Raw genomic sequence first — 20910 nt, 5'->3', positions numbered from 1 at the left:
CTACCCCCGGCCGGCGCCGGCGGGGCGCGCCCCGCGCCCCCCCCCCCCCCCCCCCCCCCCGGCGCGGTGAGCAGAGTGCCGGGGAGGCCGCAGCCACTTTTAGGCACGCCGAAAAAAGGGTAGGTTTTCGGCATGCCTAAAAATCTCGGACGCGACCGGACACTGTTCCTCCTCGGCCCCGCGCTCGTCGCCGGTATCGCCTATCTCGACCCCGGCAACGTCGCCAGCAACATGACCGCGGGCGCGCAGTACGGCTACCTCCTCGTGTGGGTCGTGGTCGCCGGCAATGCGATGGCCTGGCTCGTCCAGTACCTCTCGGCGAAGCTGGGCGTGGTGACGGGACGCAGCCTTCCCGAGGTCCTCGGCGAGCGGATCCGGAGCCGGTGGGCGCGGCGCGGGTACTGGCTGCAAGCCGAGCTCGTGGCGATGGCGACCGACATCGCGGAGGTCATCGGCGGCGCGATCGCCCTGCAGCTCCTCTTCGGCGTTCCGCTCCTCCTCGGCGGGGCGATCACCGGCGTCGTCTCGATCGTCCTGCTCGTCGTGCAGTCGCGGCGCGGGGCGCGGCCGTTCGAGCTCGTGATCGTCGGGCTCATGGTCGTCATCGTGCTGGGGTTCACGGCCGGGCTGTTCGTCGCGCCGCCCGACCCGGCAGGCGTCGCCTCCGGCCTCCTCCCCCGCTTCGCCGACACCGGATCCGTGCTCCTCGCCGCCTCGATCCTGGGGGCGACGATCATGCCGCACGCGATCTACGCCCACTCGGCGCTCGCGCGCGACCGCCACGTCCCGCCGGGGACCGCCGTCGGCACCGGGACCGTGGGCTCGACCGCGCCGGAGACCGCCGCGGTGCGCATCGCGGGGGCGACGCCCCAGGCGGCAGGGCCGGAGCGCGGCGATCCGCTCCCCTCCGGCGCCGGCCATGTCGCGCTCGCGGCCGCTCCCACCGCGGGCACCGCTCCCGGCGCTGCGGGAGACGCCTCTCGCGTCCGCACGCTCCTCCGGGCGACGCGGTGGGACGTCTCGGTCGCGATGGTCGTCGCCGGCGCGGTGAACCTCGGCATCCTGCTGCTGGCGGCGGCGAACCTCGCCGGCGTCGAAGGCACGGACTCGCTGGAGGGCGCCCACGCCGCGCTCGCGCAGGGCCTCGGCCCGGTCGTCGCCACGCTCTTCGCGGTCGGCCTGCTCGCCTCGGGCCTGGCCTCGACCGCGGTCGGAGCCTACGCCGGCGCCGAGATCATGCACGGCCTGCTGCACGTCCGGGTGCCGATCCTCGCTCGCCGGCTCGTGACTCTCATCCCGGCGCTGGCACTGCTCGGCTTCGGCGTCGATCCGACCTTCGCGCTCGTCCTGAGCCAGGTGGTGCTGTCGTTCGGCATCCCGTTCGCCCTCATCCCCCTGGTGGCGTTCACCGCGCAACGACGGACGCTGGGACGCCACGCGAACCGCGCGGTGACCACCGCGCTCGGCATCCTCACCTCCGTGCTGCTGATCGCGCTCAACGCCGCCCTCCTGTGGCTCGTCTTCACCGGGGCCGCCTGATGCGCCGCCGGAGGCGAGACCCCACGGCGCATCGGCGAGCGCGGGTAGGCTCGTGTCATGGCCGATTCCTCCTCCCGCCGCGCGTCCGGCGGAGCCGCCGCCAGACGGGAGGCCGAGGAGTCGGCGCGACGCGCCGTGCGCATCTGCACCTGGGCAGCGCTGGCGACCGCCGCACTCGGCGTCCTGCTGATCGCTGTCCCGAAGCTCCTGCCCGTGGGCGGCCCGTGGGTGCAGCTGGCCCTCGGCGCGATCACCCTGATCCTCGCCTTCCGGGCTCGCGCGATCGGCATGCGCGGGATCGAGGGCTTCGACGGGCGCCTGTCGTTGCTCGCTGCGATCGCGGCGTTCGTGGTGCTCTTCTTCTCCGGCCAGGTCGCCTTCGGCGTGCTGACCTCCCTCGGCTCCTGAGCTGCACGCGGCTCCCGCTTCTTGCAGGACCTAGTGAACCCTGTCGGTCCCGACAGCTTCGGCGACCCGATATTCCTGCAACGTACCGACATCCGACCCTCACGCCTCCGGCCACCGTGCCCGGAGCACGGTGGCCGGAGGCCCGGAATCGCGCCGATAGGGTGGTGAGGTGGCATCCCCCGCAGCCGATGACTACCTGAAGACGGTGTACGCCCACACCGAGTGGCAGGACGCTCCGATCACGCCGTCTCAGCTCGCAGGAAAGCTCGGGATCGCGCCGTCGAGCGTCACCGAGATGGTCAAGAAGCTCGCGATGGCCGGGCTCGCCTCGCACGTCCCCTACGGCGCCGTCCGGCTCACGGCCGACGGCGAGCGTCGTGCTCTCGCGATGCTCCGGAGGCATCGGCTCATCGAGACGTGGCTCGTGCGGGAGTTCGGCTACGCCTGGGACGAAGTGCACGACGAGGCCGAGGTGCTCGAGCACACGATCAGCGACCGACTGCTGGAAGGCATCGACCAGCGCCTGGGACGACCGCGCTTCGACCCGCACGGCGATGCCATCCCCGACGCGGAAGGACGCGTCGTCCGAGAGCCGTTCGTGCTCCTCGCCGACGCCGCGCCAGGGCACTGCGGCCGTGTGCTGCGCGTCGACGACCGCGATCCTGAGCTGTTGCGGGTGCTCGACGGTCTGGGGCTGCGCATCGGGCTCGACGCCACCGTGACCCCGGGCGGACTGCGCATCGACGGCTTCGACATCCCGCTCCCCGCGGGGTCGGGGCAGGCCGTCTGGCTGGCGGCCTGACGAGGTTCGATCAGGCCGGGATCGGGATCGGAACCGTGCCGGTACGAGTGTCGATCGTCGCCCTCGCCCCCACGGGAGTGGCCGGGATCGGCTCCGACGACCGCCGGACGCGCGACGCGGCGAGAAGGGCGCGCAGGATCGCGGGCGCGGGTGATCCCGCGCCCACCGAAGGGACGCCGCCGGCACGGACCAGGGGAACCTCGGCCACACGCAGCCCTGCCCGCTCGGCGCCGTGGAGCAGTTCGACGACCGCGCTCTCGTCGGACGCGAGAGGGATCGCGTGCACGCGACGCAGCGCATCGGTGCGAGAAGCACGGACGCCGCTCAGCACATCGCGGACGTCGGTGCCGATGAGCCGGCGGAGCAGAGCGTTCGCGAGTCTCGTGGGCCCCCATCCTCTGCGGCATCGGCCGGAGCGCGCCGCCCCACGGTCGCCCACCACCAGGTCCGCATCCTCGAGCGCGTCGAGCAGATCGGGCAGAAGGTGCGCACAGGCCGCCCCCGCGTCCCAGCGGATCACCGCGTCGTGTCCGTGGCCGAGCGCCCAGACGACCCCTTCGCGCTCGGTCGCGGTCAGGATCACCTCGGCGTCCGGAAGCCAGATCCCGATCTCCTCCCGCAGGGAACGGGCATCCTCCCGGCACGAGTCGGCCGGGACGATGACGAGCGTGCGCATGCCGTGACCTCGTTTCGGATCGAGAGGCGGACGATCCGCCCCGCGGGGCACCACGATAGGCGGGTTTTCTAAGGGAGCTGTAAGCGCCGGCCACGTCGCAGGAGCGTCCGTGAGGGGCGGAGCCGAGCGCCCTCACCTCGTCGTGGCTGTTTCCTCCCGTCTTGCCGCCGAACGCCAAATGCCCCTGCCCGACCCGTGTCTCCCAGGGAGGACAAGTCTGCTTACCCGAGAGGATCCGACATGGATACGGAGTTCCCCGTACTTCCCCGGCGCACCGTCGTCAAGGGGGCCGCATGGTCGCTTCCGGTGATCGCCACGGCGATCGCCGTCCCCGCTGCGAGCGCCTCCGTCGCCTGCCAGCCGGGGAGCGCGGTCGTCACCGCGACCGGCACCGCGCCGGTGGAGCGGATCGTCGTCGTCCCCGCCGCGGCGAGGACCATCACCTTCCGTGTCCAGGGCGGCGCCGGCGGCGGTCCCCAGGCCGGAGGGGCCGGGGCCGTGGTCACGGGGCAGATCACCCCGACCGGAGCCGACATGCCACTGCTACTCGTTGCCGGAGGCCGCGGCCACAGCCGCACGGAGGCGCAGCAGATGTCGTTCGGCTTCGGCGGCGGTGGCATGGCGGGCAACGTCGCTGGCCGCAACGGCACCGGCGGCGGTGCCGGGTCCGCGATCCTGCGCGGCGGAATGCCCCTCGTCGTCGCCGGAGGCGGAGGCGGCGCCGGCGCGACCATCGACCAGGGGAAGAGCATGACCTTCTCCGGTGTCGGCGGCGCCGGCGGCGCCGCCCCGACCTCGGGCCAGGGGAACTCCTGGACCACGGCCGGACTGGCGGCGGTGGGCACCAGGCCCGGCACCGGCGGTGTCGGGAAGATCCCGCCCCTGGGTGCGTCGACCGGCGTCGCGGGCGGCGGGTACGGCAGCGGCCAGCCCGGCACCTCCGGCGGCGGGCGCAACGGCGGAGGTGTCGGCGGCAACGGCACGGCAGGCATGGGCGGTGGCGGCGGTGGCGGTCTCGCCGGTGGCGGCGGCGGCGCGTCCGCCGGCTGGGTCTACATGGACACCCGTCCCGCGCAGAACAACGCGAGCGGCGGCGGTGCCGGCTCCAGCCTCATCGCGATCCGCGCGGGCGTCGCCGGCACCGTCACCACGGGCCCCGTCCCGAGCTTCACGGAGCAGCCGGGCAGCGTCACCGTCAGCTGGACCTGCTGACCGGCGACTCCGACATCGCCGGCCAGCGGCCGGAGGAGGGGCCGGGTCGGGAATTCCGACCCGGCCCCTCCTCATCGGCGCATCAAAACGGTCGCGAAGAGCGTGCTTCAGGAGCGCCGCGCGGGAAACCTCACCTCGTCGTGGCCGTTTCCTCCCGTCTTGCCCTCGAACGTCAAATGACCTCCTTGGTCCGGTGTCTCAATGAAAGACACAAGCCTCCTTACCCGAAAGGACCCGACATGGACACGGAGTCTCCCGAGCTCCCCCGACGCACCGTCGTCAAGGGCGCCGCATGGTCGCTCCCGGTGATCGCCGCCGCGGTCGCCGTGCCCACCGCGAGCGCCTCCGTCACCTGCCAGCCGGGCAGCGTGACCGTGACCGCCACCAACTGGGGACAGGCGGAGCAGACCGTCATCGTCCCCGCCGCGGCGAAGACCATCACCTACCGCGTCCAGGGCGGCGCCGGCGGCGGCCCCCAGTCCGGAGGAGCCGGAGCTCTGATCACGGGGCAGATCACCCCGACCGGCGCCGACATGACCCTGTTCCTCGTCGCCGGAGGCCGCGGCCACAGCCGCACCGACCCGCAGCTGACGTCACACGGTTACGGCCGCGGCGGGAACGCGGGCAACATCTCCGGACGCAACGGCACCGGCGGCGGCGCCGGGTCCGCGATCATGCGCGGCGGGGTCCCCCTCGTCGTCGCCGGAGGCGGCGGCGGCGCGGGAGGGACCAACGACCAGGGAGCCAGCGTGAACTTCGCCGGCATCGGCGGATCCGCGGGCGCCACCGCGACGGCGGGACAGGGCAACTCCTGGGCCATGGGCGGCGGAGCGGCCTTCGGCGCCTCACCCGGCGCCGGAGGGGTCGGCACGATGCCGGCCCTGGGATCGGGCACCGGAGTCGCGGGCGGAGGGTACGGCAGCGGCATCACCGGCACCGCCAACGGCGGACGCAACGGCGGCGGCATCGGCGGCAACGGCACCGCGGGCCTCGGCGGCGGCGGGGGCGGCGGCTACGCCGGCGGCGGCGGGGGCGCGTCCTCCGGCTGGTCCTACATGGACACCCGTCCCCCGCAGCGCCAGACCGGGGGCGGCGGGGGCGGCTCCAGCTACATCGCGCCGGGAGTCGCCGGCACCATCACGACCGGCCCCGTCCCGAGCGTCACCGAGCAGCCGGGCAGCGTCACCGTCAGCTGGAGCTGCTGATCGTCTCACCCTGCATCGCCGGGAGAGGCCGACGGGAGGCTTGCTGTCCGTGGGGATTCCGACAGCGGGCCTCCCGCCTGCGTCACGGACGGCGAAGCACCGCCGGCAGGGTGCCGGGCGCGGCGAGCCACTGCCGCAGCGCGAGATTGAACACGGCGGGTCTCTGCACGGGCCAGGAGTGCCCCGCACCCGGCACGTGCGCCCAGGATCCCGCAGGGAGACGCCCTGCCAGATCACGGGCCGAGCGCCGAGCATGCCCCGACTCAAGAGCCCCGGCGAGAACGAGGACAGGGGACGCCACGGCACCGATGTCCGACACATCGGCGCCGCGCAGGATCTGACCGCTGATCCGCCGGTAGTCGTCCACACGCACCGGCGCGGTCGTCTCCAAATGCCGCCGCCGCGCGTTCGCGTCCAGTCGCATCGCGCGGGTGAGCGCTCTGTGCGCGAGAGGGGTGGCGAGCAGCGGCCAGGTGACCGTGTCGAGCACGAGCTCGGCCCGCGGCACCGCGAAGGTGCTCACACCGGTGAGCAGGGCGGTGTCCACGAGCTCCGGATGCCGGGCGAGCATCCGTATCCCGACGTCGCCCCCGAGCGAGAAGCCGACGAGGTGCACCGGACCGCCGACCCGGTCCGCGACCACCGCGGCCACCCTGTCGGCGACGTCGTCGAGCGTCGTCCATGGCGTGCTCCTGCTCGCCCCGTGCCCCGGCAGGTCCACGGCGATGCAGGGGCGCTCATGGCGGAACTCCGCGATCTGCCGATGCCAGGAGATCCCGGCCCACCCGGCTCCGTGGACGAAGAGGATGGGCCTGCGCCGGCGGCCGCTCCCCGACGACGGAGCGGCCTCGGTGTACGCCAGTCCGTCCATGTCCGCCTCCGATCCGCAGGACGCGAGCCTATCCGTCGTTCTGATGCGCAGGCTTCGTGCCGCCGCCGGGCCTGTGCCCTGAGGCGTCCGCTTATGCTGCGCATAGGCCGACCGCCTACCGTGCGCCTATGCGCCGTGCCTTCTTCTCGACCGTGCCGCTGGTGCTGCTCGTCTTCGCCGCCGTGCTCTACCTGGGCGTGCCCTATGAGGCCGTGGCCGGCTATCCCCTCGATCCGTCTCGGTCCTACCTGTCTGAGCTCGCCGCGGCGGATCAGCCGCTCGCCCCGCTGTTCCGCTTCCTCGACGGATCGGCGGGGGCGCTCGTCGCGATCGCCGCCACGCTGCTGCTCTTCGCCTCCCCCCGGTGGCCGTTGCGCGTGCCGATCGTCGGGCTCGGCGTCTTCGGCCTGGGCACGCTCGCCGACGTGGTCTTCCCCATGGCGTGCGCCTCTTCGTTGAGCGCGGCCTGCGCGCGGGCCGACGCGGCGGGAACGCTGGGGATCGCGCATCAGGTCCACACCGTCACCAGCGTGGTCGCGCTGCTCGGCGCTGTCGTCGCCGCCCTGTCCCTCGTCCTGCTCGCGCAGTGGACGGGCATCCGTCCGGTCCGTGCGCGGATCCTCGCCACGGTGGGCGCCACCCTGCTGATCGGCGTGACGATCGCGATCAGCGTGATCGCCCTCGCCAGCACCGCCGACGGAGCGCTGCCCCCGGGAGCCGGGTACGTGCAACGCGTGCAGACGGTCCTCCTCTCGGTGTTCCTGGCCTCCTTCGTGCCGCTCGTCCGCGCCGTGCTGAAGGCGTCCGACGCCCCGCGACGCCGATCCGCACGCAGGAACGGCACGCATCGTCCTCCGGCCGCCCGGTCCTCGCTCGAGTTCGCCGACGCCCCGAACGCCGACGCGTCGAACGCCCCCGTGCCCGCGGCCCGCATCGCGCGCATGTCCAGGCGGGACCGGGGCAGGGCATCGACATGACCCGGCTGCTCGGCCTCGACCTGTTCCGGGCGGTCGCCGTGTTCGGCATGCTCGTCGCGCACGTCGGCCCGAACGCCTGGGCGCCGGGGGACGGCGGCGGCACCGTCCTCTGGCAGTGGGAGGTCTTCCACTCCCGCATGCCCGCGATGTTCGCGTTCGCCGCGGGTCTCTCGCTGACCCTCGGCAGCCGCCCGAGCACCGCCGGCGCACGCGCCCCGATCGCGCCGATGCTGGTGCGAGCGGCGCTGCTGGCTCTCATCGGCGGGCTCCTCACCGCGCTCGGCACCCCGGCGGTCGTGATCCTCGCCTCCTTCGCGGTCTGGTTCGTGCTCGTCATCCCGTTCCTCCGGATGGGTCTGCGCGGTCTGCTGATCACGGCGGCCACCTGGGCCGTGGGAGGGCCCCTGCTCTCCTTCGTGCTGCGCCGCGCGTTCCCCGAGGCGGGAGGGCTCGTGTGGACGGGGCTCGTCGGCGGCGACTACCCGACGCTCACCTGGATGCCGTTCGTGCTCGCAGGCCTCGCGGTCGGCCGGCTCGACCTCTCGTCGCCCCGGGTGCGGATCCGGCTCGCGGCAGTGGGGGCAGGGATCGCCGCCCTCGCCTACGGCGGATCAGCCCTCTTCCTCGCCCTCGGCGGACGCGAGCTCCTGCTGCGGGCGGTCACCCCGAGCGGCGGCCGGGACGCGGTCCAGGAGGCCGCCCGGATCTTCTTCCGCGAGTCCGGCGTGACCGACACCGGATCCTGGCTCTGGCTCCTCGTCCCCGGGCCCCACTCGGGCAGCTGGACGGACGTGTTCGGCTGTCTCGGCGTCTCCGCCCTCCTGCTCGCCGTCCTGCTGCCGCTCGGGGACTGGGCCGCACGGCGCACGGGAAGAGCTCAAGAGCTCCTGCGCGTGCCGGTGCGCGCCGTCGCCACGATGGGCGCGATGGTGCTCTCGGTCTACGCGGCCCACATCGTGGGCATGGCGGCGATCACCGCGCTCACCGGGCACAGCTTCCGGCCGGGACAGAGCGAAGGGATGCTGTTCGGATTCACCGCCGCGCTGCTGCTGTTCTCCGTCGTCTGGCTCCGGTCGTTCCGGCGCGGCCCCCTTGAGGAGCTGCTGGCCAGGGCGAGCGCGCTCACCGCACGAACGGGAAGGCGAGCGTCTGGCGGATCGTCCCGCCGGTGAGGGACATCACGATCCGGTCCACGCCCAGACCGATCCCCCCAGTCGGCGGCATCCCGTACTCCAACGCGCGGAGGAAGTCCTCGTCCACCTCCATCGCCTCGGGATCGCCGAGCGCCGCCTGGAGGGACTGCGCGACGAGCCGGCGACGCTGCTCCACCGGGTCGTTCAGCTCGGAGTAGGCGGTGCCCAGCTCCATCCCGAAGGCGACCAGATCCCACCGTTCCGAGAGGCCGTCGACGGTACGGTGCGGACGGGCCAGCGGCGAGGAGTCGGAGGGGAAGTCGAGGTAGAAGGTGGGCAGGGTCGTCTCCGGCTCGACCAGCTCCTCGTACAGGGCCTCGATGATCTGCCCCGCGGTGTCGGCCGCCGCCACCGACACGCCGTAGGCCTTGGCGAGGGCGGCGAGGTCCTCGGCACCGAGGTCGATGGCGACTCGTGTGCCGATGCGCTCGGTGAGCGCGTCGCAGACGGTGACCGCACGCCAGGGCGCCGAGACGTCGACGCTGCTCCCGTCGGGAGTGATCATGCGCTCCCCTCCGGTGACGGCGACGGCCATCCGCTTGATCAGTCCTTCGGCGAGCACCCTCATGTCCTGATAGTCCGCGTATGCCCGGTATGCCTCCATCGCGGTGAACTCCGGGTTGTGCGAGGCGTCCACGCCCTCGTTGCGGAAGTTCCTCCCGATCTCGAAGACCTGGCCGAACCCCGCCACGATCAGTCTCTTGAGCGCCAGCTCCGGCGCGATGCGCAGGCTCAGGTCGCGGTCATAGGCGTTGATGTACGTGGCGAAGGGACGTGCGTTCGCTCCGCCGTGCACACGTTGGAGGATCGGGGTCTCGACCTCGAGGTAGCCGTCGGCGAGGAGTCCGTCACGGAGCGCGCGCACCGCGGCGGAGCGGGCACGCAAGAGACTCGCCGCCTCGGCGGACGTGGCAAGGTGCACATGCCGCAGCCGGACCTGCGCCTCCGGGTCCCGCAGCCCCACCCGCTTGCCCGGAGGCTGCTGCAGCGACTTGGCTGCCAGGACCCACGACGTCGCGAGGATGCTCGGCTCGCCCGCCCTGCTCCTTCCCGGCATCCCGGTGACCGACACGATGTCGCCGATCTGCAGATCGCGGAGAAGGCCGAAGCCCTGCGTCCCGTCCGCGGTCGCGACGGCCTGGATGCGGGCATGCTCCTCGTCGAGGTCGACGAAGACGATCCCGCCATGGTCGCGGCGGGCGACGACCCGGCCTGCCACCGACCGGGGCTCGGCCGGGAGACCATGGCCGGCCTCGATGTCGGCACGGGTCTGCGCGATCGTGTGGCTACGGGGCACCTGGGGCGGATAGAGCGCAAGCCCCTCCGCATCGAGCCGAGCCGCCTTCGTCGCACGCGCGCTCGGCCGAGACCCCTGCGCGACGCGCGCGGCACCCGCCGAGGCCTCGGCCTCCACCTCGGCGACCATCCCGGGATAGGACGCCGGGCGAGGGGACGCGATCGGCTGACGGGTGCGCGGCCAGCCGCCGACGAAGCGCTCCGCGCGGGCCGCCGCGAGCATCACCGTCGCCAGCGAGGTGCGGCGGTCGCGCATGAGGTACCGCTGGCGCCACGCCGGCGCATACTTCTCGTTCGCGCGACGGAGCGAGTCCAGCTGCCACTTCCGGGAGAGCAGGAGCAGCAGGGAGCGCCGGAAGCGGAGGAAGGGGCCCGCGCCCACCCGCGCCCCGCGGACGAACACGTCGCGGAACACGGCGAAGTTCAGCGAGACGCGTCGAACGCCGAACGCCCTCGCCTCGGAGACGAGAGTGGTCACCATGTGCTCGACGATGCCGTTGAGGGCGTCGTGGCTGCGCCGCATCACGTCCAGCGAGAGCCCGTCCGCGTTCCACGGCACGAAGACGAGCAGGGCGATGGCGACACCGTCGCGATCATGCGCGGTGACGACGAGCGACGAGGGATCGGCCGCGTCGCCGGTGCGCGAGAGCGCCATCGAGAAGCCGCGTTCCTCTCCGCCCATCCGCCACCGGTCGGCGAGGGTCTCGATCTCGCGCCGTTCGTCCTCGTGGAGGTCGCGCTGGCGGCGGATCCGGACGCTCACCCCTTCCCGGTGCGCCCGGCGCCGGATCGCCGCGACCTGCGGGCTCCGCACCAGCCGACGCGCGTCGGCCTCCTCCACCGCGAGGATCGCCTCGTCGCCCAGCTGCATGCCGCGCATCCCGTGTCGCACGTAATGCTCCGCGCCCTGCTCGGTCGCGGCCAGGACCGCGGGCCGCCAGCCATGCGTGCGGACGAGTTCGAACCACGCCCGCGTGGCCCCGCCCCACGCACCCTCCGGCCCGATCGGATCGCCGCTCGCGAGCGCCACGCCGCCGACGACACGATAGGAGACCGCCGCGTGGCCGTCGGGCGAGAACACCACGGACTTGTCGCGCCGCGTGGCGAAGTACGCGAGGGAGTCCTCGGTGCGGCTCCCCGCGAGGATCCGCCGCACGTGCAGCTCGTCCGCCGCGCTCAGCAGACGACGGGCGCGGGCGCTGCGGAGGATCATCCCCAGCGCGATGAGGAGCGAGACCGCCGCGATCGAGGTGACCAGGAGCGCGATCCCCGGACGCAGCACACCCTCCACCTCCTCGCCCGTCAGCAGTTCGTAGGGATACACCCCGATCGCGGCCGCCAGGGACAGGAGCCAGCTGTCGCCCGGGGCGCTCCCTCGCGCCGGGCGCAGGCCGCCCAGCACCCCGCCGACGACGACGGCCAGAGCGATCCCGCCCAGCAGCACGCTGCCCGCCCGGACGTACGAGCCGCCCTCCAGGCGGGCGGAGAACTCCTTCCGCGCGACGATCAGCAGCACGGCGGCCGCTGTCGCGATCGTGGCGGCGATCGCGTCGACGATCGCGACGTCGACATAGGTCTCTCCGTCGAAGATGAGAGCCGTGCCGGTGATCAGGCTCACCAGCGACTGCAGGATGGTCGGAACCTGGAAGAGGACAAGGAAGATCATCGCCCCGCGGATCCTCCGCTTCGCCGCGGACCCGGCGATGAACAACAGCACGGCGTTGAAGACGAACGGCTGCGGGGTGAGGCCGAACAGGGCGAAGTAGGACCGGGCCCAGTACACGCCGTCCGGCAGTGCCGCGTCCCAGATCACGCTGAGCACGAGCGAGATCGCGACCAGCTGCACGATCCGTCCCGTCCACAGCGGGACGCCGGACAGGAAGCGCCGCGCCCATCCTCCCTCCTCGGGGGCGCCATGGCCGCGGCGGAGGGCGGGCTCACGGTCGCCACGGCGCCGCGACGCGTCCGTGTGCCCGGCGGCGCGCTCCTGGCGGTCGGCCGGCGGCTGCGCGGTGGCTGTCATCCGGATGCTCCTCTCGACGCCCGCGGCATCGGCGCCTCGGCCCCTCCGAACGAGCGACGGCGTCGACGGCGGCGGGGACCCTTCGATGGTGCAGAGCATTCCTAAGCGCCAGTTATGACTCCGTCCGGAATCCCCGTCTCCGCTCGCACGCCCTCTTACGCTGGAGCACGGCCCGGCGATCGTGCTCCACGCGTCGGGTGCGCGGCCGGGGCAGAGGAAGGAACGGCATATGGACCCCGACGGCCCGATCGAGCTGCCGCCGCAGATCTCCCAGGATCCGGGCACCGATCTGCTCTCCACATACTGGCCGGCCGCGATCGTTCTCGTCCTCGCGCTCTTCGGCGTCCTGCTGATCGTCCGCGCCGCGCGGAGGACAGGACGCACGGGCCCGCGGAGCCGACGCCGTCGCGGCTGGACCGTGACCGCCTGGTCGATCCCCACCGCCCTGCTGGTCGTGGTCTCGCTCGCGCTCGGCGTCAACGCCTGGGTCGGCTACTTCCCGTCCACCGGCGCGCTCGTCCGCTGGGTGGACGACAAGGTGCGAAAGCCCGTCGCCACCAACGACAAGGTCGCGATCGACGGTGAGAAGGCGAGCAGGAACGGCGCCTCCGCCCCGCCGAAGGAGCGCGTGACCTCGGCGGACAGAGGCTACGCCTACCTCACCAGCGTCCCCTCCACCACACGGGGCGTCAGCACCCGCGGCGCCTGGGTCTATCTCCCGCCGGACTACGACAAGCCGGGCAACATCGAGCGCTATCCCGTGATCTACACGCTGCACGGGGCGCCGGGGAGCGCCGCGGACTGGTTCGCCGGCGGGCGTCTGGACTACTACCTCGACGTGCTCATCACGCAGAAGAAGATCCCTCCGGTGATCGTCGTCTCCCCCGACCTCAACCCCGGGTCGGAGCGTCTGGACAGCGAGCCGCTCGACCTCCCCGGCGGACCGCAGCTCGAGTCCTTCGTGACCGAGGACGTGGTCGGCTGGGCCGACGCCTCGCTGCGCACCCGCCCCGAGGCCAGGGACCGCATCACGGCAGGCATGTCGGCGGGCGGGCTCGGCGCGCTCGTCTACGCCCTGCACAGCCCGGACGTCTTCGGCGGGACGGTGGCGATCATGCCGTATGCGACGCCCTACACGAAGGAGGTCGTCGGCGATCCGGAGGCCCTCCGGCGCAACACGCCCCTCGACGCCATCGCCGCTCGCGGCGGTCCCTCCGGCCAGAAGTTCTTCCTCGGCCAGGGCGACCAGGAGACCACCGCCGAGTCGACGCCGATCCGCGACGCCCTGCGCGCGCAGGGTGACGTCACGACCCTCCGCGTCCTGCCCGGACTCGCCCACAACTGGACGACGGCCCGCACGGTCATGCCCTACGGGCTGGTGTGGATCTCACAGCAGCTCGGATGGGAGCTCCCCGCCGGCTGAGCCGGGCGCGGCTCCCTGCGGACAGCGGACGAGCCCGGAGGGAAGACCCTCCGGGCTCGTCGCGTCGTGTCGACAGGCGGCTTATGCCCGCCGCTCCGCGGTGACCTTCTTGAGGTCGTCGCTGTTGAGGAGACGGAACAGCAGAGCCGCGATGGCCGCGCCGACCAGCGGGGCCACGACATACAGCCACAGGCTGGACCAGCCGAACTGCCCGCTGATCGCCAGGCCGAGAGCCACCGCAGGGTTGAAGCCGCCGCCGGAGATCCCGCCGACTGCCACCGCGCCCACGAACACCGTGCTCCCGATCGCGAGACCGTAGAACGAGTTGTTCGGGTGGTCCTTCGACGTCGCCACGTTCAGCACCACCCACACCAGCACGAGGGTGACGACCGCCTCGACGATGAACGCCGGAAGGACCTTGATCTCCTTCGCCGCCGCCGCATGCGGCCAGATCACCGAACTCGCCAGCGCCGCCAGCGCGCCGCCCACGAACTGCGCGACCACGTAGGCGCCGAAGTCGGCCACACCCATCCGGCCCCGCAGCAGAACACCCAACGACACGGCAGGGTTCAGATGCCCGCCCGAGATGTGGCCCGACGCGTAGACGAGGACCATCAGCGCGAACCCGATGGCAAGAGCCGACAAGGCCACACCACTGTTGACGATCCCGATGATGAAGAACACGAAGAGGAACGTCGAGATCGCCTCCGTGAGCGCATTACGCGCAATGCCGGTCATTTCAAAGCCTTCCTATGGGCCGGAGGCAGACCCTCCGGCGTCGATCGTTCGACCACACCGTAGCGAATCGGCCCCGCCACCGCCATCATCGGCACACCGGCGTCTGCACGACGCCGCGTCCCCGCCGGGCTCGCATGTCCGTGACATGACGTTCCGAACACGATCCGCCGAACGCCGACGCCGCGTCTCAGGAAGCCGTCGGATGGGGGATCCGCAGGGTGAAGCACGATCCCTGGCTGCCGGTGTCGACCGTCACCTGGTACCCCGAGGCGTCGGCGAGCGCGCGGACGATCGCGAGCCCGAGCCCCACCGTGGTGCGCTCCCGTGTGCCGTGCTCGGTCGTGTCCTCCACCTGGGTGAAACGGTCGAAGAGCGTCGGCAGCGCGGCGTCCGGGATTCCGGGCCCGTCGTCGGTGACGGAGATCTCCACCGCATGGCGCGTCTGCGCGAGAGCCACAACCACCTCTGTCCCCGGCGGGGTGTGATGCCCTGCGTTGGCAATGAGGTTCAGCAGCATCTGCCGGATCGCGTCCTCGTCGCCGAGGAGATCGGCCGGCTCCTCCGGCAGGGTCAGGCGCCAGACGTGGTGCGGGTACGCGAAACGGGCATCCGCGATCACCTCGACCACGACCCGGGCGAGCTCGACCTCCTCGCGGCGCACCCGAGGGTCGGCGTCGAGCTTGGCCAGCAGCAGGAGATCATCGACGAGGGTGCTCATGCGCGTCGCCTCGGCCCCGATCCGGCCGAGCGCGCCGGCGGTCTCTCCCGCGTCCGCGCCCGGCTGGGCGTAGAAGTCGGCGTAGCCTCGGATCACCGCCAGCGGGTTGCGCAGCTCGTGGCTCGCCTCCGCGACGAACCGGCGCATCGACTCCTCGGTCCGGTGCCGGGTGTTGAGCGACGTCTCCACATGGTCGAGCAGCCGGTTGAGCGCCTCCGCGACACGATCGGCCTCGGATCCGATGTGGCGTCCGTCCCGCGGCACCCGCACCTGCCGGTCGACCTCGCCGGAGTCCAGCGGCGTCTGAGAGACGTGGTCTGCCACCGCCGCGACCCGTTCCAGGGGGCGCATCGCGGAGCGGACGACGCGGAGCCCGACGAGCGCGCCGATGGCGGCCACCCCCGCCCCGATCACGACGACCCAGAGCGCGTAGGCGCCCACGATGTCGTTCACCTCGTTCAGCCCGACGCCGATCACCAGCGTGCGCGGAGTGGAGCCGTCCTCGAGAGGACGGAGCGCGACGAGGAAGTCGCCGATCGCGTCGACGGAGACCTCCCCTCCGTACTCGGCCTCGCTGAACACGGCACGGAGCTGGACGATCTCGGCCGGGGTCAGCTCGCGGTAGTCGTAGTCGCGGCTGAGGTAGGCGGACGTCACCGTGCCCGCGCTGTCGAGGACGAGGTAGAACGTGTCCGCGGACAGCATCGGGCCGACCTCCTCGCCGAAGGCGGGCACCCGTCCCTGGATGTCTATCTCGTCCTGGATGTGGGTCTGGGCGTACAGGGCGAGCGTGTTCAGGGTGTTCTCGCTCTGCAGGACGAGGCTCTGCCGGAGGATCGCGAACGACACCCAGCCGAAGACCGCGAGTGCGACGAGCAGCAGTCCGGACACGACGAGGACGAGGCGTGTGCGCAGCGTGCGGGGCTGCACGCGATGGCGCAGCGTCGCCGCGCGCCGACGCCAGACGGTCATGGCGCTCCGGCACCGACCTCTGAGGCCGCGCGCATCACGTAGCCGACGCGACGGATCGTGTGGATCATCGGCTCGCGCCCATGGTCGATCTTCTTGCGGAGGTAGGAGATGTACAGCTCCACGATGTTGGACTCACGCCCGAAATCGTAGTTCCACACCCGGTCGAGGATCTGGTCCTTGCTCAGCACCCGATCGGCGTTGAGCATGAGGAACCGGAGCAGCGCGAACTCGGTCGCGGTGAGCGTGATGTCCTCGCCCCCGCGGGTGACGCGGTGGCTGTCCTCGTTGAGGACGAGGTCGCCGACCTCGAGGAGCGGCGTGGGCGCGGCGGCGGCGAGCATGGGGCTCCGCCGCAGGAGCCCTCGCAGCCGGACGACGACTTCCTCGATGCTGAAGGGCTTCGCGACGTAGTCGTCGCCGCCGGCCGAGATCCCGGTGATGCGCCCGGCGACCGTGCCGTTGGCGGTGAGGAACAGCACCATGGTGTCGGGCAGATCGGTGCGGATCGTCCGCAGCACCTGGATGCCGTCGATGTCAGGGAGCACGATGTCGAGCACGATGAGGTGCGGCCTCAGGCGCAGGGCCGCGTCGATCGCCGCCTGACCGGTCCCGGCCGTCTCGACTGCCCAACCCTGGCGGGTCAGCACCGCCGCCAGAAGGTGCCTCAGATTGGGCTCGTCATCGACGATCAGCACTCGGATGGGGCTCTCGCCGCGCACGGTCCCGTCGCTCATAGGTACACTCTGCTGACGTTTCCTGTGCGCAGGATAAGCAGAATGCACCGGGTCGGACCGCGCATCGGGCATCCCTCGCGCGCGGTCGCCCTCGATTTCACGCCGCCATTGTCAGGAAAACACGGCCTTCGACACTACCCTCCGTGGTTTACTGCCACCAGGTGGTACGACTAACCTGGTTTACTACCCTGGTTAGATTGAAGGGTCGATCGTGGGAGAGACGACAGCGGGGGCGGTCGACCCGCAGGACGCCCTCGAGAACGTGGAGTCAGTCATCGACGACTGCTTCCACGCCGAGTGGCAGCGCGGCGGCGGGTTCACGGAGTTCGATCGCGTCTGGAAGGCCGCGTGGCGACTGTCGAGCGGCGGCAGGATGCCACGTTCGCGTCTGCTCCTGGCCGCGCACGATGCATTCGCGGAGTCGCCCCCCTCGGACGAGGTCATCAGAGGCGCGGCGGCTCTCGAGCTGCTGCACCTGGGCTTCTTCCTCCACGACGATGTGATCGATCGCGCACTCGTCCGGCGGGGCGAGACGAACCTCATCGCCCGCATGCGAGACGAGGCGCGTGACCGCGGGATCGCCGAGGAAGAGGCCCTGCATTACGGACGCAGCTGCGCCGTCCTCGTCGGCGATCTCCTCATCGCCTCCGCACACCGCCTGGTCGGCGAGCTCGACGTCTCGTCCGAGCGCCGTCGCATGATGCTCGGAGTGCTGGGAGAGGCGGCGAGCGCTGCGGCCGCAGGGGAGCATTCCGGTGCTCTCACCCGTCTCCTCACGGACGCCGACGAGGACACGATCCTGCGCACCCTGGAACAACGGAGCACGCAGCACTCGTTCGGCGCCCCGCTGCGGATGGGCGCCGTGCTCGGCGGAGCCGATGCCGGCACAGCCGTGGCGCTCGACGTCATCGGCAAGACGATCGGCGTCGCCGTGCAGGCACGCGATGACGTCGCCGGCGTCTTCGGGGGTCAGGACCAGGCGGACGGCTCCGCCCTCTCCGACCTCCGGGACGGGAAGCTCACCCTGCTCATCGTCTACGCGCGGAGGGATCCCGCGTGGCCGCATGTCGCGCATCTGTTCGGTCGCCCAGACCTGCGTGAGAGGGACGCCGAGCGCCTCCGCGAGGTCATCATCGGGAGCGGCGCGCTCGACCGGGTCGAGTACGCGATCACCAGCCTCGCCGACGCCGCTCGCTCCTCGCTCCGGCGAGCGAGCCTGCCCCTCCCCCTCGTCGAGCGCCTGGAGGACACGATCGCGCAGACGACGGCCCGCTCCCGCTGAGCGTCGTCTGCCCTTTTCCTCCGCTCTGCGCTCGTCCGCCTAGGCTGAGGGCATGGTCGAACGCACCGAGATCGAATGCTGGCTCACCGACATGGACGGGGTGCTGGTCCACGAGAACGACGCTCTGCCCGGCGCCGCCGATCTGCTCGCCGGCTGGGAGCGCGAGGGCGTGCCCTATCTCGTGCTCACCAACAACTCCATCTTCACCGCGCGCGACCTGAGCGCCCGGCTCCGCGCCAGCGGCCTGATCGTGCCGGAGGAGCGGATCTGGACCTCCGCGCTCGCCACCGCGGACTTCCTCCGTCAGCAGGTGCCCGGCGGCTCGGCCTTCGTGATCGGTGAGGCGGGGATCCTCACGGCTCTCCACGAGGCGGGCTTCATCATGACCGAGACCGCACCGGACTTCGTGGTGGTGGGCGAGACCCGCAACTACTCCTTCGAGGCGATCACCAAGGCGATCCGCCTCATCGAGGGTGGCGCGCGCTTCATCGTCACCAACCCCGACGCCACCGGCCCCAGCGCCGACGGTCCGCTCCCGGCGACCGGGGCCATCGCCGCGCTCATCACCAAGGCGACGGGGCGTGAGCCCTACGTCGTCGGAAAGCCCAATCCGATGATGTTCCGCTCGGCGCTGAACAAGATCGGCGCGCACTCCGAGAAGACCGGGATGATCGGCGACCGGATGGACACCGACATCGTCGCCGGCATCGAGGCGGGTCTGCACACGGTCCTCGTGATGACGGGGATCAGCGACCGCGCCGAGATCGAGAAGTACCCGTTCCGCCCGGACGAGATCGTCGGCGGCGTGATCGATCTGCTCCCGCCGCAGGACGCCGCGGCTCGCTCGGAGGGATGACGTGGGAGTTCTCGACGACGGCGAGCGCATCGCTGCGGCGGATGCGGCGGCCTGGCGCGCCTGGCTCGAGGACAACCACGCCGCCACGTCCGGGGTCTGGCTGCTGAGCGTCCGCGGGAACGCGAGCACGGGCGTCGGCTACGAGGACGCGGTGCGCCAGGCGCTGTGCTTCGGCTGGATCGACGGCCCGGTACGCACCTTCGACGACCGGACGGTGGGACAGTGGTTCTCCCCTCGGCGCCCCGGGAGCGGCTGGGCCGCCACGAACAAGGCCCGCGTCGCGGAGCTGGAGGCGGCGGGACTGCTCGCCCCGGCGGGCGTCCGGGCGATCGAGGCCGCGAAGGCCAACGGCACCTGGACGGTCCTCGACGGCCCGGAGGCGGGGATCGAGCCGGCGGATCTGACCGAGGCCCTCGACGCGGATCCGGCCGCACGGGCCGCATGGGACACGTTTCCGCCCTCGGCGAGAAAGCTGGGCCTCACGAACATCGCGATGGCCCGACGCCCGGAGACCAGGGCGAAGCGGATCGCGACGATCGTCGCGAATGCGGCGGAAGGACGACGACCATGAGTCAAGGCACGGTGCTCCTGTGGGTGATGCTCGTGATCGGCCTGGCCACGCTGGCCGTGTGGATCGTGCAGTTCGTGCGCTCCCGCCGCGGCTCGGACTCGTCAGACGGTCGCGCGGGCTGGTGGGAGGGCCCGTGGGAGGAGGACGACTCGAAGCGCTGAGCCGTGGCGAGCCGACACGGTGCCCGAGGCGTGCGCCGGGAAGAGCGCGGCGCACGCCTCGGGCCGTCAGGCCTCGACGCGAAGGGTGAGCCCGTCGATGCGGGCGACCGGATCGGGAAGACGCAGGGGTCCGGCTCCGGGTGTGATGGTGCCGAGGACGCGAGCCTCCCCGGCACCGATCGCCTGGGGGACCACGGCAGGGACGCCGTGCAGCGTGCACCAGCCGAGCAGAGCGAAGAGGATCGCCTCCTTCGCGTCGGCGGGGGCGCCGAGCTCGTCGGCGAGGACGATCTCGGTCTCCGCGAGCGCCTCCCGCAGGCCCGCCATCAGGAGGGGATTGCGGCACCCTCCGCCCGAGACCGCGAGATAGCCGACGCCCGCGGCGCGGACGTCCTGGGCGACCGTGCGGACCGTCAGCTCCGTGAGGGTGCGCACGACGTCGGGAACCGCCACGTCCCGTCCCGCGAGATGCGCACGGACGTACTCGAGGTGGAAGTGCTCCTTGCCGGTGCTCTTCGGCGCGGGGCGGCCGTAGTACGGATCGGCGAGGAGGGCGTCGAGGAGCGCCGCGTCCACCCGGCCGGACGCGGCGATGCACGCGTCCTGGTCGTAGCCGAGGTCGTTCAGCCCCTCCGCGACGATCACGGCGTCGATCAGCGCGTTGGCAGGGCCGATGTCGTAGCCGATCACATTCGCGCCCGTCACGACCGAGACGTTGGCGATCCCGCCGAGGTTCAGGGCCGCCGAGGTCCCCGGCCGGCCGTGCAGGAGGAGCGCGTCGAGGAAAGGGACGAGCGGCGCTCCCTGTCCGCCGGCGGCGATGTCGCGGATCCGGACGTCGGAGACGACGGGCGCCCCCGTGCGCTCGGCGATCCATGCCGGCTGCCCGATCTGCAGCGTCCCCCGCGCGCGGCCGCCGTCGACCCAGTGGTACACCGTCTGTCCGTGTGAGCAGATGGCGTCGACGCCGCCCACGGCAGCGGCGGCGCGCGCGGCAGCGTCCGCGAAGGCCTGACCGATCAGGGTGTCGAGCTCGCAGACCTCTTCGAACGTGGTCCGCGCCGGCGGGAGCGCCGCGATCAGACGCGCGCGGAGGGCGGGGTCGTAGGGGGTCTCGTCTCTGTGCAGCACCCGTCCACGCAGCTGCGCGCCGTCGAGCGCGAACTCGACGACCGCCGTGTCGATCCCGTCATGAGACGTGCCGGACTGTACCCCGAGAACCCGCATGACCGTGTCCTTTCCGTTCGTATGGC

Annotated in this window: 19 protein-coding genes; 12 read left to right on the top strand and 7 right to left on the bottom strand. The window is 72.1% G+C overall.

The window, feature by feature from the left end:
• The first annotated feature begins 132 nt into the window (after nt 1-132).
• The 3 genes from ACP15J_RS11120 (at nt 133) to ACP15J_RS11110 (ending at nt 2749) form a co-directional block, all read left to right on the top strand.
• Nucleotides 133-1539: an Nramp family divalent metal transporter gene (locus tag ACP15J_RS11120; protein WP_424937054.1), complete on the top strand. Its 1407-nt coding sequence runs from the start codon at nt 133-135 to the stop codon at nt 1537-1539.
• Between the two features lie 57 nt (nt 1540-1596).
• Nucleotides 1597-1947, top strand: a complete 351-nt coding sequence (locus ACP15J_RS11115) for a hypothetical protein (RefSeq protein ID WP_424937053.1) — start codon at nt 1597-1599, stop codon at nt 1945-1947.
• A gap of 169 nt (nt 1948-2116) precedes the next feature.
• Entirely contained in the window at nt 2117-2749 is a 633-nt protein-coding gene (locus ACP15J_RS11110; RefSeq protein ID WP_424937052.1) for a metal-dependent transcriptional regulator, read from the top strand.
• 10 nt (nt 2750-2759) lie between these two features.
• On the opposite strand, the gene ACP15J_RS11105 is transcribed toward ACP15J_RS11110, so the two are convergent.
• Nucleotides 2760-3425 (bottom strand): hypothetical protein, encoded by a 666-nt coding sequence (locus ACP15J_RS11105; protein ID WP_424937051.1) that lies wholly within the window; start codon nt 3423-3425, stop codon nt 2760-2762.
• Nucleotides 3426-3665: 240 nt separating this feature from the next.
• Between ACP15J_RS11105 and ACP15J_RS11100 the strand changes: the two genes are divergently transcribed.
• Entirely contained in the window at nt 3666-4637 is a 972-nt protein-coding gene (locus ACP15J_RS11100; protein WP_424937050.1) for a hypothetical protein, read from the top strand.
• A gap of 239 nt (nt 4638-4876) precedes the next feature.
• Nucleotides 4877-5842 (top strand): hypothetical protein, encoded by a 966-nt coding sequence (locus tag ACP15J_RS11095; protein ID WP_424937049.1) that lies wholly within the window; start codon nt 4877-4879, stop codon nt 5840-5842.
• An 82-nt stretch (nt 5843-5924) separates the two neighbouring features.
• On the opposite strand, the gene ACP15J_RS11090 is transcribed toward ACP15J_RS11095, so the two are convergent.
• Nucleotides 5925-6713, bottom strand: coding sequence for an alpha/beta fold hydrolase (locus ACP15J_RS11090; protein ID WP_424937048.1), 789 nt, complete (start codon nt 6711-6713; stop codon nt 5925-5927).
• A 128-nt stretch (nt 6714-6841) separates the two neighbouring features.
• Here ACP15J_RS11090 and ACP15J_RS11085 point away from each other — a divergent pair, with 128 nt between their 5' ends.
• Together ACP15J_RS11085 and ACP15J_RS11080 are read left to right on the top strand one after the other, a co-directional pair.
• A complete protein-coding gene (locus tag ACP15J_RS11085; RefSeq protein ID WP_424937047.1) occupies nt 6842-7690 on the top strand; it encodes a DUF998 domain-containing protein in 849 nt (282 codons plus the stop codon).
• Nucleotides 7687-8862, top strand: coding sequence for a heparan-alpha-glucosaminide N-acetyltransferase domain-containing protein (locus ACP15J_RS11080; RefSeq protein WP_424937046.1), 1176 nt, complete (start codon nt 7687-7689; stop codon nt 8860-8862). Before ACP15J_RS11085 ends, ACP15J_RS11080 begins: the two co-directional genes overlap by 4 nt.
• Here ACP15J_RS11080 and lysX read toward each other — a convergent pair.
• On the bottom strand, nt 8813-12202 hold the full coding sequence (lysX, locus tag ACP15J_RS11075; RefSeq protein WP_424937045.1) for a bifunctional lysylphosphatidylglycerol synthetase/lysine--tRNA ligase LysX: 3390 nt from the start codon (nt 12200-12202) through the stop codon (nt 8813-8815). The genes ACP15J_RS11080 and lysX overlap by 50 nt on opposite strands.
• A gap of 229 nt (nt 12203-12431) precedes the next feature.
• On the opposite strand from lysX, the gene ACP15J_RS11070 reads away from it, so the two are divergent.
• Complete coding sequence (locus tag ACP15J_RS11070) at nt 12432-13625, top strand: alpha/beta hydrolase (protein ID WP_424937044.1); 1194 nt, start codon at nt 12432-12434, stop codon at nt 13623-13625.
• An 81-nt stretch (nt 13626-13706) separates the two neighbouring features.
• On the opposite strand, the gene ACP15J_RS11065 is transcribed toward ACP15J_RS11070, so the two are convergent.
• The 3 genes from ACP15J_RS11065 to ACP15J_RS11055 all read right to left on the bottom strand — a co-directional run bounded on the left by ACP15J_RS11065 (nt 13707) and on the right by ACP15J_RS11055 (nt 16787).
• Nucleotides 13707-14363, bottom strand: coding sequence for an MIP/aquaporin family protein (locus ACP15J_RS11065; protein WP_424937043.1), 657 nt, complete (start codon nt 14361-14363; stop codon nt 13707-13709).
• 187 nt (nt 14364-14550) lie between these two features.
• A complete protein-coding gene (locus ACP15J_RS11060) occupies nt 14551-16053 on the bottom strand; it encodes a sensor histidine kinase (RefSeq protein ID WP_424937042.1) in 1503 nt (500 codons plus the stop codon).
• Nucleotides 16050-16787 carry a response regulator transcription factor gene (locus ACP15J_RS11055; RefSeq protein WP_424937041.1) on the bottom strand — a complete coding sequence of 246 codons (738 nt, stop codon included), beginning with the start codon at nt 16785-16787 and terminating at the stop codon, nt 16050-16052. The genes ACP15J_RS11060 and ACP15J_RS11055 overlap by 4 nt, the downstream gene beginning before the upstream one ends.
• 211 nt (nt 16788-16998) lie before the next feature.
• On the opposite strand from ACP15J_RS11055, the gene ACP15J_RS11050 reads away from it, so the two are divergent.
• Genes ACP15J_RS11050 through ACP15J_RS11035 form a run of 4 tightly spaced genes read left to right on the top strand, consistent with a single transcriptional unit; the run spans nt 16999 to nt 19657 of the window.
• Entirely contained in the window at nt 16999-18069 is a 1071-nt protein-coding gene (locus tag ACP15J_RS11050) for a polyprenyl synthetase family protein (RefSeq protein WP_424937040.1), read from the top strand.
• A gap of 52 nt (nt 18070-18121) precedes the next feature.
• Nucleotides 18122-18925: an HAD-IIA family hydrolase gene (locus tag ACP15J_RS11045; RefSeq protein ID WP_424937039.1), complete on the top strand. Its 804-nt coding sequence runs from the start codon at nt 18122-18124 to the stop codon at nt 18923-18925.
• A gap of 1 nt (nt 18926) precedes the next feature.
• A complete protein-coding gene (locus ACP15J_RS11040; RefSeq protein ID WP_424937038.1) occupies nt 18927-19496 on the top strand; it encodes a YdeI/OmpD-associated family protein in 570 nt (189 codons plus the stop codon).
• The gene (locus ACP15J_RS11035; RefSeq protein ID WP_424937037.1) at nt 19493-19657 is read left to right on the top strand and encodes a hypothetical protein; all 165 of its coding nucleotides are present in this window, start codon (nt 19493-19495) and stop codon (nt 19655-19657) included. Before ACP15J_RS11040 ends, ACP15J_RS11035 begins: the two co-directional genes overlap by 4 nt.
• 66 nt (nt 19658-19723) lie before the next feature.
• Here ACP15J_RS11035 and ACP15J_RS11030 read toward each other — a convergent pair whose 3' ends face one another.
• Nucleotides 19724-20884: an anhydro-N-acetylmuramic acid kinase gene (locus ACP15J_RS11030; RefSeq protein ID WP_424937036.1), complete on the bottom strand. Its 1161-nt coding sequence runs from the start codon at nt 20882-20884 to the stop codon at nt 19724-19726.
• Nucleotides 20885-20910: the final 26 nt, after the last annotated feature.

Origin of the sequence: Microbacterium sp. S308A+, assembly GCF_049800815.1 — a bacterium.
Classification (GTDB): Bacteria; Actinomycetota; Actinomycetes; order Actinomycetales; family Microbacteriaceae; genus Microbacterium.
The sequence above is the reverse complement of the archived record's forward strand: the minus strand, read 5'-3'. Positions and strand labels throughout refer to the sequence as shown.

What these genes read in the sequence shown, in the direction of transcription:
- ACP15J_RS11120 (WP_424937054.1), top strand. Translation starts at nt 133, where the DNA reads ATGCCTAAAAATCTCGGACGCGACCGGACACTGTTCCTCCTCGGCCCC.
- ACP15J_RS11115 (WP_424937053.1), top strand. Translation starts at nt 1,597, where the DNA reads ATGGCCGATTCCTCCTCCCGCCGCGCGTCCGGCGGAGCCGCCGCCAGA.
- ACP15J_RS11105 (WP_424937051.1), bottom strand. Translation starts at nt 3,425, where the DNA reads ATGCGCACGCTCGTCATCGTCCCGGCCGACTCGTGCCGGGAGGATGCC.
- ACP15J_RS11100 (WP_424937050.1), top strand. Translation starts at nt 3,666, where the DNA reads ATGGATACGGAGTTCCCCGTACTTCCCCGGCGCACCGTCGTCAAGGGG.
- ACP15J_RS11095 (WP_424937049.1), top strand. Translation starts at nt 4,877, where the DNA reads ATGGACACGGAGTCTCCCGAGCTCCCCCGACGCACCGTCGTCAAGGGC.
- ACP15J_RS11090 (WP_424937048.1), bottom strand. Translation starts at nt 6,713, where the DNA reads ATGGACGGACTGGCGTACACCGAGGCCGCTCCGTCGTCGGGGAGCGGC.
- ACP15J_RS11085 (WP_424937047.1), top strand. Translation starts at nt 6,842, where the DNA reads ATGCGCCGTGCCTTCTTCTCGACCGTGCCGCTGGTGCTGCTCGTCTTC.
- ACP15J_RS11080 (WP_424937046.1), top strand. Translation starts at nt 7,687, where the DNA reads ATGACCCGGCTGCTCGGCCTCGACCTGTTCCGGGCGGTCGCCGTGTTC.
- lysX (WP_424937045.1), bottom strand. Translation starts at nt 12,202, where the DNA reads ATGACAGCCACCGCGCAGCCGCCGGCCGACCGCCAGGAGCGCGCCGCC.
- ACP15J_RS11070 (WP_424937044.1), top strand. Translation starts at nt 12,432, where the DNA reads ATGGACCCCGACGGCCCGATCGAGCTGCCGCCGCAGATCTCCCAGGAT.
- ACP15J_RS11065 (WP_424937043.1), bottom strand. Translation starts at nt 14,363, where the DNA reads ATGACCGGCATTGCGCGTAATGCGCTCACGGAGGCGATCTCGACGTTC.
- ACP15J_RS11060 (WP_424937042.1), bottom strand. Translation starts at nt 16,053, where the DNA reads ATGACCGTCTGGCGTCGGCGCGCGGCGACGCTGCGCCATCGCGTGCAG.
- ACP15J_RS11055 (WP_424937041.1), bottom strand. Translation starts at nt 16,787, where the DNA reads ATGAGCGACGGGACCGTGCGCGGCGAGAGCCCCATCCGAGTGCTGATC.
- ACP15J_RS11045 (WP_424937039.1), top strand. Translation starts at nt 18,122, where the DNA reads ATGGTCGAACGCACCGAGATCGAATGCTGGCTCACCGACATGGACGGG.
- ACP15J_RS11035 (WP_424937037.1), top strand. Translation starts at nt 19,493, where the DNA reads ATGAGTCAAGGCACGGTGCTCCTGTGGGTGATGCTCGTGATCGGCCTG.
- ACP15J_RS11030 (WP_424937036.1), bottom strand. Translation starts at nt 20,884, where the DNA reads ATGCGGGTTCTCGGGGTACAGTCCGGCACGTCTCATGACGGGATCGAC.